Origin of the sequence: Bacillus sp. XT-2, from assembly GCF_025696525.1 — a bacterium.
Taxonomy (GTDB): domain Bacteria; phylum Bacillota; class Bacilli; order Bacillales; family Bacillaceae; genus Bacillus; species Bacillus halotolerans.
The window spans coordinates 153,819-167,488 of record NZ_JAHVOC010000005.1 but is presented as its reverse complement, the minus strand read 5'-3'; the positions used below and the strand labels follow the sequence as shown (position 1 = coordinate 167,488).

General features: G+C 42.0%; 10 protein-coding genes and 1 pseudogene. 7 read left to right on the top strand and 4 right to left on the bottom strand.

Going from position 1 to position 13,670, the window contains the following annotated elements:
* Positions 1-54: 54 nt before the first annotated feature.
* Positions 55-606: a YkoP family protein gene (locus KXD37_RS14845; RefSeq protein WP_185848021.1), complete on the top strand. Its 552-nt coding sequence runs from the start codon at positions 55-57 to the stop codon at positions 604-606.
* A gap of 22 nt (positions 607-628) precedes the next feature.
* Here KXD37_RS14845 and KXD37_RS14840 read toward each other — a convergent pair whose 3' ends face one another.
* On the bottom strand, positions 629-1,402 hold the full coding sequence (locus tag KXD37_RS14840) for a metallophosphoesterase (RefSeq protein WP_253295352.1): 774 nt from the start codon (positions 1,400-1,402) through the stop codon (positions 629-631).
* A 237-nt stretch (positions 1,403-1,639) separates the two neighbouring features.
* On the opposite strand from KXD37_RS14840, the gene KXD37_RS14835 reads away from it, so the two are divergent.
* Positions 1,640-3,331, top strand: a complete 1,692-nt coding sequence (locus tag KXD37_RS14835) for a DUF6044 family protein (protein ID WP_106020413.1) — start codon at positions 1,640-1,642, stop codon at positions 3,329-3,331.
* A 12-nt stretch (positions 3,332-3,343) separates the two neighbouring features.
* Positions 3,344-4,357 (top strand): glycosyltransferase family 2 protein, encoded by a 1,014-nt coding sequence (locus tag KXD37_RS14830; RefSeq protein WP_106020412.1) that lies wholly within the window; start codon positions 3,344-3,346, stop codon positions 4,355-4,357.
* 27 nt (positions 4,358-4,384) lie between these two features.
* Here KXD37_RS14830 and KXD37_RS14825 read toward each other — a convergent pair whose 3' ends face one another.
* The 3 genes and pseudogenes from KXD37_RS14825 to KXD37_RS14815 form a co-directional block, all read right to left on the bottom strand.
* Positions 4,385-6,220 (bottom strand): DNA ligase D, encoded by a 1,836-nt coding sequence (locus tag KXD37_RS14825; protein ID WP_263463635.1) that lies wholly within the window; start codon positions 6,218-6,220, stop codon positions 4,385-4,387.
* Positions 6,221-6,223: 3 nt separating this feature from the next.
* Positions 6,224-7,158 (bottom strand): annotated as a pseudogene (locus tag KXD37_RS14820) (Ku protein).
* Between the two features lie 38 nt (positions 7,159-7,196).
* A complete protein-coding gene (locus KXD37_RS14815) occupies positions 7,197-9,599 on the bottom strand; it encodes an EAL domain-containing protein (RefSeq protein WP_188323700.1) in 2,403 nt (800 codons plus the stop codon).
* A gap of 189 nt (positions 9,600-9,788) precedes the next feature.
* Between KXD37_RS14815 and KXD37_RS14810 the strand changes: the two genes are divergently transcribed.
* From KXD37_RS14810 to KXD37_RS14795, 4 genes are all read left to right on the top strand, one after another.
* Complete coding sequence (locus tag KXD37_RS14810; RefSeq protein ID WP_049809924.1) at positions 9,789-10,457, top strand: DedA family protein; 669 nt, start codon at positions 9,789-9,791, stop codon at positions 10,455-10,457.
* 256 nt (positions 10,458-10,713) lie between these two features.
* Positions 10,714-11,508, top strand: a complete 795-nt coding sequence (locus KXD37_RS14805) for a TerC family protein (RefSeq protein ID WP_101860637.1) — start codon at positions 10,714-10,716, stop codon at positions 11,506-11,508.
* Positions 11,509-11,771: 263 nt separating this feature from the next.
* Entirely contained in the window at positions 11,772-12,527 is a 756-nt protein-coding gene (gene sigI / locus KXD37_RS14800; RefSeq protein ID WP_044156149.1) for an RNA polymerase sigma factor SigI, read from the top strand.
* A complete protein-coding gene (locus KXD37_RS14795) occupies positions 12,524-13,669 on the top strand; it encodes an anti-sigma factor domain-containing protein (protein WP_106020410.1) in 1,146 nt (381 codons plus the stop codon). The genes sigI and KXD37_RS14795 overlap by 4 nt, the downstream gene beginning before the upstream one ends.
* Position 13,670: the final 1 nt, after the last annotated feature.

Below are 13,670 nucleotides of genomic sequence, written 5' to 3'. Positions count from 1 at the left end.
AGAATCATCACAAAATATAAGGGTGTTTTTTTTGATGATAAGGAAGGTGAAGAGATGAAAACCTGTTTCCTTTCCATTTGGAGAGTAATTGACCCGATTTATTTCTTTTTTTCGAGGCTGACTTTGATTGAAGATGAGCGAAAATGCGTCTTGCGAGTCAGACTGACGAAATACAAAGGGCATCATGTCGTGCTGAGTGACGGAACGCATATAAGAAAAAACGATGTGCTCGTTAAAATCCATCTGCACAACATCAAGCTGATCAGGGAACTGCAAAGCATTGAAAGCGCAGTCAGAAAAGGAATCATTATTTATCAAAAAGTATATCAATCAATGCCGATGCTGCTGGAGTATATCAACAATCATAAAAAAAGCGAAAAAATCAAAGGAATCATTGGCATTACAATGCTTGATAAAGGGGTAGAAAGGCTCGGCTTTGACGTGGTAACCCCGGTCAATCCTTTTTACAGATCCTTTAAAAAAATCACCCATATGCCGATTTTATATTTAACGTCAAAGCCAGTGAGCTTGCGAAATCTGCCGAATTCATCCTATTTGTTTATCTCGAAAGAAAAGCTTCAGCACACCTATCAAAAAAAAGACTGATGCCATGGTCAGCACAGTCTTTTTAAATTTGATGGAAAGTCACTTCGGGACGGCTTCCTACACGGATATTAACGCCAGTTTGTCCTAAACCTTCACTGATATAAAACGGTTTATCGTGATGATAATGAAGACCTTTAATCATATTCATGCGTACAAGCTTGCCCATTTTCACCAAATGATACGGCTTTGGCCAGTGGATTTGCCCTCCGTGAAAATGGCCTGATAACAGGTAGTCAAAATGAATATCCTGCATCTCTAAAATAATATTCGGATCATGTGTCAGTACAAGGTGATAGCCATTCTGAAGGCCTTTATAAGAGTTTGTGATTTTACTGCGATTCGTGCTGTAATCGTCAATTCCGATAATATTAACAGGCCCTGCGTCAGTATTGATGTGAACATGTTCATTTTGCAGCGTAATGCAGCCGTTTTCCTCCAGCACTCGCTTTAATCTTTGAAAGTCCTTTTCTTTTAATACATAATCATGATTGCCAAACACCGCGTACATGCCATACGCAGGCTTCAGTTGTTGCAGTGCCTGCAAGTAGCCGGCAAGCTTTGGAATATTTCGTTTCCGGTCAAGAAAATCTCCGGTAAGCGCAATGAGGTCTACAGGTTGATTATTTGTTAAACGATACAGCTCATCAGGCGAAACAGAAATGTTTTCTAAATGAAGATCCGATAAATGAAGGATATTCAGTTTTTTTCTTACTGGAAGGCCGTCTTGCTGATCAATTGAAATCGTGTTGACCTTCACATCTTTTGTGTTGCGGTTTGCTTTATATATAAATGGCATAACAGCAAGTATGACCAATGAAAGTAAGATGAACACATGTATCCCCTCCCTTCTACCAGTATAGTAAGTGATCCAGCCTTATGGATAGCGGGAATTAATGGGTTGAAGACCAGTTTGAAAAATGCAGAAAGGATTGTCATTTATGAATGTTTTAGAAGGGAAAAGGGATAATAAATTTTGACAGGTGAGGTAGATCATGCCCAATAGAAGTCAGAATAACAGATGGATGTGTTAGGGATGTTACGATTAAGACAACACAAAAAAGAAACATATTATCTTTTGATGGCTTTATTTCTCCTTTTGCTGTATGTCTCCCCGCTTTTTATTTTGAAGGAAGACGCCCATATTCGCGTACACGATAATTTGGATTCCAATATCGCTTGGTACAAGGTGCTGGCCGACAGCGGAGAAATCATCGGCAAAGTTGATGCGGCCATTCCGCAAATCATTAACGGACTGCCACGGGATGCGTTTGGCACTGAGTGGAGCGGAATTGTTTGGCTGCACGCGTTGTTTTCTTCTATGACCGCCTATGCGGTAAGCCAGACCATTACGAGAGTTGTCGCTTTCTTCGGAATGTATGTGCTGCTGAAGAAACATGTGATTCCGGAGGAGAAAGCGGCATTGATCCGAATTGGCGTATCGCTCGCATTTGCCTTAACGCCTTTTTGGCCTTCTGGAATGCTGAGCACGCTTGGATACCCTTTGGCGCTGTGGGCTTTTTTGAATATCCGAAAAGGGGATATCTCATGGAGAGAATGGCTGACGCTCGGTTTGCTGCCGTTGTATTCAAGCTTTGTATTAGGCTTCTTCTTTTTCTTGGCTGGGATGGCATGCTTCTGGCTGTATGATGTCATCACAAAAAGAAAATGGAATTTCATTTTCTTAGGCAGCATCGCTTTTATGACAAGTATTTATCTATTTGTCGAGTACCGGCTTGTCTATTCGATGTTGATTTCACACGCGCCGATGCACCGGATTGAATTTATTTCATCAAGGCATGATGTTTGGCACTCTCTGCGTTTGTCCGTCAAAAACTTTGTCTACGGACATAACCATGTCATGACAGTTCATACCGTTGTGATTCTTCCAATCTTATTACTCGTATTTTTTGCTGTGCTGTTCAAACGAAATCGGACAAGGGAAGAAAACGTTTATCTTTTTCTCTGCGTGCTGAATTATGCGCTGTCACTGTGGTATGCGTTTTGGTTTAACAAAATATGGGCTGTTCCAAAGCAGAAATTTGCATTTTTAGCTGAATTTAATTTTGCCCGTTTTCATTTTTTGCGCCCGCTGGTGATCTACATGAGTTTTGCGCTCGCTTTGTACCTCATCTGGCGGATGGGGAAAAAGTGGCAATGGCTTGTGTATGCGGCAGTTACTGCGCAGCTGATGGTCCTTGCGCCTTTTAATGAGGAGTATACGTATGGCGTTCACTACAACGCGCCGACGTTTCGTGAATTTTACGCGTCTGACCAATTCAAAGAGATTAAGGAGTATATCGGGCGCCCGCAAGATTCGTACAGGGTGGCGAGTATCGGTCTGCATCCGTCTATTGCCCAATACAACGGTTTTTACACCTTAGATACATATAACAACCTGTACCCGCTCTCATATAAATATGAATTTAGAAAAATCATTGAAAAAGAGCTAGAAAAAAACGCCCAATTGAAACGATACTTTGATGAATGGGGGAGCCGCTGCTATCTGTTCGTCGATGAGCTTGGCAAACGATATGACTTTAAAAAGAATTCGAAGAAAACAATCAATCATCTTGAATTAAATACAGATGTGTTTAAACAAATGGGCGGACAATATATTTTTTCTTCGGTTCCCATCATGAACGCTGACCAAAACCACCTGGCGCTCGTGAAAACATTTGACCATAAAGATTCCGCCTGGCGCATTTATTTATACGAAACAAAATAAGGAGGATATCGATTGAAACAGCCACAGCCAGTGTTAACCATCGTCGTTCCGTGTTTCAATGAAGAGGAAGTATTTAAAGAGACAAGCCGTCAGCTGACGGAGGTTGTAAACAGCTTAATGGAAGAAAAAATGATATCCGAAGACAGTAAAATTTTATTTGTTGATGACGGCAGCAAAGACCGCACCTGGTCTTTGATTGCCATGGAAAGTGTGAAAAACAAGAAGGTAACCGGATTAAAATTAGCCTGCAATGTCGGACATCAAAAAGCGCTTTTAGCAGGTCTGCATAAAGCAAAGCAAAAATCAGACTGCGTGATTTCGATTGATGCCGACCTGCAGGATGATATCTCTGTTATCAGAGAATTTATGCTGAGATATCACGATGGTTTTGAAATCGTGTACGGCGTGCGCCGCAGCCGGAAAACCGATACCTTTTTTAAGCGCACGACCGCTATAGGGTTTTACCGGCTCATGAATAAGCTTGGGATTAAGTTAATTTACAATCATGCCGATTTTCGCTTAATGAATAAAAGGGCGCTTGAAGAACTCGCGCGCTATCCGGAAGCCAATTTGTTTTTAAGGGGCATCGTTCCTATGATCGGCTTCAGGTCAGCCGAAGTTTTGTATGACCGCAAAGAACGTTTTGCCGGAAAAACGAAATATCCGCTGAAAAAAATGCTTTCATTCGCATTTAACGGAATTACATCCTTCAGTGTGGCCCCGATTCGCTTTTTTACGCTTTTGGGTTTTCTATTATTTTTGGTAAGCGCCATGGCGGGGATTGGAGCAGTCATTCAAAAAATGCTCGGCCACACAAACGCGGGCTGGGCGTCTCTCATCATCTCCATTTGGTTTCTGGGCGGATTGCAGCTCATGGGAATCGGGATTATCGGCGAATATATCGGAACGATTTTCTCTGAAGTGAAAAAACGGCCGAAATATGCTGTTGATATCGATTTGTATAATGAACCCTTGGGCCCGCTGCAGCGCCAGGAAAGTGAGCGTTTGGAGAAAAAATACAGTTGAAACAACAAAAAGAGCTGACCGGATAAGTCAGCTCTTTTTCTTCAGCTGATTCAAAATAGCGGCAAGAGGTTCATCCTGCGGAATGCGGTAAAATTCATAAAACGGGCATCCGTGTTTCTTGACCCGGTCAACGACGGTATCGATTGTATACATCGCCGGTGTTAAAGATGGCTGCACCTCGTGCCAATACAGCGGCGCTGCTACGGTGCCAAGCTCGTTTCCCCTGGTGGAATAGGGGCAGATAATCGTTTTTCCTTCAGCATGCTGCAAATAATCGAGATACAATTTTCCATGCCTGTTTTTGATCAGGCGTTCGGTTGTAAATAGATCCGGAAATGCATTGGTACAATATTCGGCAATCAGCTGTGTGAATTGGCGTGTGTCCTCGTACGTAAATGCTTCTGGTGACAAGGGAATGTAAAGCTGAATCCCCTTGTTGCCGGAAAGCTTCGGATACGATGTGATGCCGAAGGATTCAAAGAGCCGTTTGAGTTCATTTGCTGCCTGAACAGCCATCAGAAAGTCATCTCGGGACGGGGGATCTAAATCAATGACAATCTCTGCCGGCCTTCTGCTTGTAATCGTTTGAAAAGGAACATGAAACTCTAAAGCGAGCTGATTGGCAAGCCACAATAAGGTGGACAGGTCCTTACAGACAATATGTTCATGGCTACCGTCAAAAAAGGATTGGACAAAGTCCGGTGTATAATCCGGCTTGTTTTTTTGGAAAAAGGATTCGCCCCTTGATCCGTGCGGATAGCGAATAACCGTGACAGCACGGTCTTTGAGAAACGGGAACAGGTAGTCGCTGATTTCAATCATATACTGGATGAAATCTTCTTTTGTTTTTTTATGCTTTTCAAATATGATTTTATCCAGGCTTGTAAACTGCAGTTTTGGATGAACCGGCTTTGAGCGGCGCACAAGCTGTGCAAAGGTGCAGTCGGTCCAGTCCATTTGAAATTGAAATTTGACAAACGAAACCTCTCGAAGCGTGCCTTGTAAAATCGTTAAGTACTGGACAGTAGCGCAGATCGATGGTTCGAGCGTATATTCACCTGATGCTGTTTTATGTCCGTGCTGTTCCATAATCGCACGTATTGCATTTTTTTCTTCCTCGCTCATCCCATGTGATACAGAGGCTACAGGCGTCATTACACCGTTTTTTAACACAGAAACCGTCAGAAATCCATTGTGAGGATTAAATCCTGTGATACAAACATCGGCATGTTTAAAGTTTTTATATTTCAGCCAATCAGATGACCGTTTTTTTTCGAGCCATTTGCTGTTGATTTTTTTTGCTACAATTCCCTCTCCGTCATACTTTATTACCTTCTCCCAAATCGGATCGAAGTGCTGGTAGGAGGGGATATACTGAATGGTTTCCTTTGCATAAGGATTTGGCTCAGCCGGAAGCTTTGCAGCAGACATCAGCTCATGCAGCGATGTTTTTCGGTCAGTATAGGAATAAGTCGATACATCTTGTCCGCTTCGTTCCAAAAGGTCAAATGCGAGAAAGCAGCAAGGCCGAGAGTTTGCGGATTCCTGTATCTTATCCGGCCTTTTCAAACGTCCCCGCACTTGAATATGTTCAAAATCTGAACGGAATGGATTCGCCAAAAACACGATTTCTCCGTCAAGTGTTAACGGAAGTTCCTTTTCTATATGCTGAAAAGCAGTTTCGGCAAAGTTAGCAATTTCAGGGAAGGTGCTGTTAAACTCTAAGCCATTTCTGCTCGTTAATGTCACGCCTGACGGATGAATACGGAGAATACAGCGAAACCCGTCATATTTTACTTCGTAACGCCATTCCGCTCCTTTTGGAGGTGAAGAAGTAAGGACGGGCTGCATGGTAAACGCCATTGGTTATGATGTGCCGGAGACTTTTTTTCTAGTGGTTTTCTGCTTTTTTTCTCCGGCTCCTTTCGGTTCTCCGCCTTCGGCTGGTGCTGCCGCTGGTTTTTCCCGGTTCGGCCTTTTGGTTCGATCGATGCTGGCTTGAAGTGCGCTGACCAGGTCGATCACATCCTCACGAGGAGGCGCTTTGTCAGGAGTGACGGCTGTTTCTTTATTTTCCAGCTTATCATTGACTCTTTGCAGCAAGGCTTTTCGATACGTATCCTCATATTGTTCCGGCTGAAAATCAGTTGTCAGCTCATCTATCAGTGTAATGGCGGTTTGCAATTCTTTATCATTTACACTTGATTGATCAGGCACTCCGGGTACGTGGGCAGCACTACGGACCTCATCGGGATAATGAATGGATTCCATTACGATGCAATTTTCATATACGCGGAGAATGGCAAGCTGCTGTTTCGACCTGATCGTCATATTGGCGATCCCGATCTTTCCGGTGGATCGAAGCGCCTCGCGAAGAAGAGTATAGGCTTTCGTGCCGTTATCTCCGGGTCCGACAAAGTAGGAGCGGTTAAAATATATCGGGTCAATTTCCTGCAGCTGAACAAAATCGACAATTTCAACCGCTTTCTCTTCATGCTCCTGCTTTAAGCTTTTTAAATCTTCATCAGTCAGCACGACATATTTTCCTTTTACGTATTCATATCCCTTCACAATTTCGTCAGGGCTGAGCGTTTTTTCGCAGTTGGTGCACATTTTTTCATATTTAATTGGCGCATGATCTTCTTTATGAAGGCTTCGCAGTTTGATGTCTTTGTCTTCTGTGGCGGCATAAAGCTTGATGGGGATATTCACCAAACCGAAGCTGATGGATCCCTTCCACATTGTATGCATATCGATGAACCCCTTTTTTCATTATTGTGGAGATGAGAGGGGTGATTCATGTGTAGTAACTTATGGGTATAAAAAAAAGCCGGCGCTGTTAACGCGGCGGCTGGTTCAATATCAAGTGTTCAAGCTGTTCGGGCGGTATCGGCCTGCTGAAAAAGAAGCCCTGTAAATGGTCACAGCCTTTTTCGTCAAGCAGCTGTTTTTGACCGGAGTTTTCCACGCCTTCGGCAATGACTTGTAAAGACAGCTGATGGCCCATGGCAATAATGGCACCTGTAATTTGTTCTGATTTTGGGTGTGTCTGAATATCATCGATGAATGATTTATCGATTTTCAGCCTGTGGATCGGAAAGTCCTTTAAATAGCTTAGAGAACTATGCCCCGTGCCAAAATCGTCAATGCTGATCCTGATGCCTAATTTGGTTAAAGAAGATAGAACCTTTTTGGAGTGGTCAAGATTATCCATAGTCATGCTTTCTGTTACTTCAACTTCAAGAAGGCGAGGGGGAAGCATGTATTTAGAAAGTGTATTCTTGATGAGCGGAATCAGTTCCTCCGATTGAAACTGTCTGGCGGAAATATTAATGGCGACAGAAAGATCAAATCCTTTGTCGTGCCATACTTTTGCCTGCCTGCACGCCTCATCAATAATCCACTTTCCAATATCAATAATAAGGCCGGTTTCTTCGGCAACACCGATGAATTCTCCAGGCGGACGCAGATTGCCGTCGGAAGTGACAAGGCGTATGAGCGCTTCAGCACCTGTCATTTTTTGATCTCTTGTACTGAATTGCGGCTGATAATGCAAGACAAATCTTTTGTTATCAATCGCTTCCCTCAGCTCCATTTCTTGATTAAGCTTGACGGTTTCTTTATTGCCGATTGAGAAAGAGTAGTATCTGTATTTGCTTTTGTTTCGCTCTTTGGCCGCATACATTGCCATATCTGCTTTTTTCATCAATTCAGGGCCGTCTGTTCCGTCTTTAGGAGAAATCGCAATTCCGATGCTGACGGATGTAATAAGGGTGTGTTCCTGAATTTTAAATGGCTTTTTGAATTGCTGAATGATTTTTTTAGCCAAAACATCGGCTTCTCCCGTTCCGGTATTGGCGTCAGTCATAATAATAATGAATTCGTCACCCCCAAGCCGTGCGATAAATCCATTATCCGGTATAACGGATGAAAGCCGTTTAGCCGCGAGCTGGAGCAGCTGATCGCCCACATTATGGCCTAATGCGTCATTTATCACCTTAAACCGGTTCAAATCTAAGAAAAATACCACGGTGTTATAATCCAAGGCATGCTCGCGATTCAAGACCTTTGTTAAATGGGAGATCGCATGTCTTCTGTTGGGTAAATCTGTAAGTGAGTCGTAATGAGCCATTCTATGGATTTTTTTTTCGGCCCTGTACTGTTTTGTCACATCTTTACAGATGACATATATGCTGTCCAGTTCTTGGTTCACCTCAACAGGAATAAACGTAATATTCAAATGAAACTGGCCTTTGTCCGTCATAAGATTGGTATCGCTGTTAATGGCTTGTTTTTCGCTTTTGACCTGCTTAAAAAGCGCATTGATTTTTGGCGACATATAATGATTCCAATTTTGATGGTTTAGGCCGAAATTATTCATCATATCCTCACCAGCATGATTAGAAGAAATAATATCTCCTTTTAATGACAGGATAAAGATCGCATCAATATTATGAATGATTAAAGATTGAAACCGCTGTTCGTTATCCTTCATGCGTTCATTTTGTTTCATGAATTTTCGATCAGCATGAGAACTGAATAATAATAACGTTTGAATACAGAAGACGATTAAGGCAATCAGAATAGACCAATCGAATGTATGGACTTCCATATGATGGTCGGGAGGTGCAACATCCTCATAAAATGTAGCGGCCATCATTCCTGTATAATGCATTCCCGATATGCCAATTCCCATTATTAAGGCACTGATTATTTTATAAATCAGCAAATGGTCTGCAGGTTTTTTTATGGACAAGTCAAAGAAAATCTTTAGTGAGACGAAAGAAGCTCCAATGGCAATGACAATGGATAATGTAAAAAGCAGCGGTTCATACATCATCATTACCCGGGAAATGGAAGACATTCCGATATAATGCATAGACGAAATCGATGCACCCAGCACCACCGATCCTGTAAGCAGCCTGTAAAAGGTTAGGATATAACGGCTGACGATATATAAAGAAACAAATGATCCAGAAACAGCAGCTGCAATCGAGGCAACTAAAGGCGCCAGTTCATAATGCATCGGCATCTCCGTATGAACAGCCATCATGCCGATAAAATGCATGGACCAAATCCCAAAGCCCATAATGATAGAGCCTGCAATCAGCCATACCTTGCTTTTTAATCCTGTATGAATGGTGACTTTTCTTGAAAGTTCAAGGGAGGTGAACGATGCTGCACAAGCAATAAGAATAGATAAACATATGAGTGTTGTATTATACGTTGCGTGTAATTCCATATGGAGATTCCCCCGTGTGTTCCAGTCTTGTTGACTCTCCTTAATATCGGCTGTCAGCTAAAGAATTTCAGTCTATATGCCTGGAGAAATTGTCAGAAAAACGCTTGAAATGAAGATTCTCTGTTTTTAGTTCTGCTGACCGTCAAAAATATGTTAAAATCATTTTGATGTTTTGAGTGAAAAACAAAAATGTGTATACATAGATCAGGGAAAAGGGAAGTGAAGATGATCGAAGAATTGGTTATGTCCTGGATAGAAGCATTTAAAAGCTTATCTTATTTCGGAATTTTTCTGGCGCTCTGTATTGAATTTATTCCGGCCGAAATTGTCCTTCCGCTTGCAGGTTATTGGGTATCGAAAGGTGACATGACGCTTGCCGGCGCTGTTCTGGCAGGATCATTAGGAGGAGTCGCCGGTCCGCTCACCCTGTATTGGATCGGGCGTTATGGAGGCAGGCCGTTCCTTGAACGTTTCGGAAAGTACCTCTTTATAAAGCCTGAGGCTCTTGACAAATCGGATGAATTTTTTAAAAAGCATGGCGGTTTTGTCGCTTTCAGCGGCCGCTTCCTGCCAGGGATCCGCACACTGATTTCCATACCATGCGGCATCGCAAAAATGAATGTCTGGGTGTTTTCTCTTTACACGTTTATCGCCATGCTTCCGATCACATTTGTTTATGTATATCTCGGTGTGAAGCTCGGAGAAAATTGGAAAGACGTTGGCTCTATTCTAGACCAATATATGCTTCCGATCGGGATCGCCATTTTGATCTTGTTTGTTCTCTATTTAGTGATAAAAAAGAGGAAAAAACGAATGCAGTCTGAACATTTTTCAGTTTTTTTAAAAAATAAGCGTTGACAAATAAACTCGCTCCGCATATCATTGACATATAATATGATATTTCTTGAAATCCCAAAGGGGAGTAGCGTCCGGAATGTTCCGGAAACAAAGTCGTCATTTCATGGATAGTGATATCCATCGGCTTTGTTGGCATGCCTGAATTCATGTCTAGCAAGACCTTTGCCTTATGTCGGCAAAGGTCTTTTTTGCATGTCCGGCCGGCATAAGATCGGATGAAGAGAAAGAAAACAACTTTTTTGGGAGGGTATCATTTATGGATGCAGCATTATTATTGGAGTATGGTTGGGTTCTTCTCGTCTTGATCGGGCTGGAAGGTATTTTAGCCGCCGATAACGCTTTAGTGATGGCGGTTATGGTAAAACATTTGCCGGAGGAGCAAAGAAAGAAGGCATTGTTTTATGGGCTGGCAGGCGCCTTTGTTCTGCGATTTGGCTCTTTATTCGCTATTTCTTTTTTGGTGAACGTATGGCAGGTTCAAGCCATTGGCGCGATCTACTTGCTGTATATTGCAGCAAGCCACTTGCTCAAAAGATATGTATTTAAGAAAGAAGACAATCATAAGGTGACGAAGCAAAGCGGATTTTGGCCGACTGTATTAAAGGTTGAACTGGCAGATATCGCTTTTGCTGTTGACTCCATCTTAGCGGCCGTCGCTCTGGCCGTTACGCTGCCGGGAACTTCACTTCCAAAGATCGGCGGACTTGATGGAGGACAATTCTTCGTTATTTTGGCCGGAGGCATTATCGGACTGGTGATTATGCGGTTTGCGGCATCGATGTTTGTTAAGCTTTTAAAGGAACGTCCAAGCCTAGAAACAGCAGCATTTGTTATTGTCGGATGGGTCGGGGTAAAGCTTGCTTTATATACACTCGCACATGATGACATCGCCATAGTGTCCTCGCACTTTATCCACTCAGGGACATGGAAGGTGATTTTCTGGGGTGTCTTAGCGGCGATCGCAGTTTGCGGCTGGTTTATGTCAGGCTCAAAAAAACAGGCGGAAGACGCACAAAACGAACAAAATAACAGAAGCCAAGAAAGGGCTTAATCATAAAGACTCTGCTGAAAAGCAGAGTCTTTTCATGTTTGAAGCGTTTTCAAAGACGAAATAAAATAACATTTTTATAACAGCTTTGTTACAAAAACCTCTTTTAAAACCCCCAAAATTCTCTTTAAAGGCACGAAATCCTGTATAGTACGTGAGAATGGATTGTCATAATTGAGACATTGGAAATCAATATTTCTTTTTCTCCTTTGCGATTCCCTATCAAATTAGCTATCATTAATGAATAGTTATAGGGAGGAACTGAGGTGAAACCAGTGCTTAGCCTTTTGTTTAAATTGGGAAAAAAGAAGCAAACGCTTGAAAAATCTGTTGAAAGCATACAAAAAGGCAATAAAGATCTGCAAAACGAGTTGATACAGCAATATAAGCCATTTATCGCAAAGACGGTTTCATCCGTTTGTAAACGATATATAGATGAAAAAGACGATGAGTTCAGCATCGGACTGATTGCATTTAACGAAGCTATTGAAAAGTACTCACCTGAAAAAGGAAATTCGCTGCTCGCATTCGCAGAGCTTATTATAAAAAGAAAAGTCATTGATTACATTAGAAAAGAAGCAAGAACCGCACAAAATATTAATATGGATTTACAGGAGGGTGACGATCAGGAATCCTCACAAAGCCTGATTGAAGCCGAGCTTTCTATTGATGAATACCGCCGCCAGATAGAACAGGAACAGAGGCGGGAGGAAATTCTGTATTTTCAAAAGCAGCTCAAAGACTACGGACTTTCATTTCAAGAGCTGCTTGAACATTCTCCAAAGCATGCGGACGCAAGGCAAAACGCCATAAAGGTGGCGCTCACTCTTGTCGAGCATGAAGAATTAGCTGCGATTCTTTATACGAAGAAACAGCTTCCTGTTAAACAGCTCGAACAGCTCGTTTCAGTAAGCAGAAAAACGATTGAGCGAAACAGAAAATATATCATTGCAATGTGCATTATCATTACCGGTGATTATATTTATTTAAAAGATTATCTTAAAGGGGTGCTGCACTCATGAGAAGAGGGATCATAGTAGAGAAAAATAAAAAATTCGTCACGTTGCTGACCCCTGACGGACAATTTTTAAAAGCAAAAAATGATCGCCAAACATATGAAATCGGAGAAGAAATCATGCTTCCGAGTGAGACACGCATGGGCAGAAGGGCCAGCTTTTTTGATGTTTTAAGACTGCGCCCTTTCAAAATGGGGATTTTTTCGATGACTGCTATTATGCTTTTTATTTTTATTATTCTCCCCGTTTTCTCTAATGACAAGGCCTATGCGTATATGACAATAGATATCAATCCAAGCTTCGAAATGGCGTTAAACAGCGATTACGAAGTGATCGAACTGACGCCCTTAAATGATGACGGCAAGAAGGTTATCAGTGACATCGATGATTGGGAGGAGACTGATTTTAAAAAGGTGATAGACGATATTATTACGGATTGCAGCGAGCATGGATATGTAAAGGAATCGAAAGAAATATTGATTTCCACTGTTTATGAAAATACGGATGACGATACATATAAATCAGGAGTAAAAAAACAGCTGAATGATGTAACGGAAAAATATAAAACGACATACCGCATGGAATCTCTCGAAACAGATATGAAAACGAGAGAAAAAGCAAAAAAGGAAGGCGTATCAACAGGCAGCTACATAAAATCGAATGAAAAGAATAACATGAAAGATCCAAATGAAGATTCTCAAAAATCCGGGGAAGAGGATCAAAAAAATACCGGCAACGAGGAAGAAAACACGAATCAGACAGACGATCAGGACAGCAAACAAGGAGAAAATGAACAGCTGGATGATACGGATTCACAGAAAGAAGATACAACTGACACGCAGAATGATGATAGTGAACAGAATAAAGATGTAAAGGAATCAGATGAAAACAAGAAAGTTGAAAAAGATGGGGATACTGAGCAAACCCCTACACAAGTTCCTCAAGATAACGGAAATGAAGAAGAAGACAATGGTGAACAGAATAGCAAGAATAGCAAAAATCGCAAAAATTGGAATAACGGTGAAAAAGGAAAGGATCATTCCTCATCTAATCGGGATAATGCTTCTTACCACCGTAACCCAAATGGCTACAGCAGCAATAATGAATCAGCTCAAACAGAAGATTCGCCGAGTGCCCCCGGCGAATAGA

What these genes read in the sequence shown, in the direction of transcription:
- KXD37_RS14845 (WP_185848021.1), top strand. Translation starts at nt 55, where the DNA reads ATGAAAACCTGTTTCCTTTCCATTTGGAGAGTAATTGACCCGATTTAT.
- KXD37_RS14840 (WP_253295352.1), bottom strand. Translation starts at nt 1,402, where the DNA reads ATGCCATTTATATATAAAGCAAACCGCAACACAAAAGATGTGAAGGTC.
- KXD37_RS14835 (WP_106020413.1), top strand. Translation starts at nt 1,640, where the DNA reads ATGTTACGATTAAGACAACACAAAAAAGAAACATATTATCTTTTGATG.
- KXD37_RS14825 (WP_263463635.1), bottom strand. Translation starts at nt 6,220, where the DNA reads ATGGCGTTTACCATGCAGCCCGTCCTTACTTCTTCACCTCCAAAAGGA.
- KXD37_RS14815 (WP_188323700.1), bottom strand. Translation starts at nt 9,599, where the DNA reads ATGGAATTACACGCAACGTATAATACAACACTCATATGTTTATCTATT.
- KXD37_RS14810 (WP_049809924.1), top strand. Translation starts at nt 9,789, where the DNA reads ATGTGTATACATAGATCAGGGAAAAGGGAAGTGAAGATGATCGAAGAA.
- KXD37_RS14805 (WP_101860637.1), top strand. Translation starts at nt 10,714, where the DNA reads ATGGATGCAGCATTATTATTGGAGTATGGTTGGGTTCTTCTCGTCTTG.
- KXD37_RS14795 (WP_106020410.1), top strand. Translation starts at nt 12,524, where the DNA reads ATGAGAAGAGGGATCATAGTAGAGAAAAATAAAAAATTCGTCACGTTG.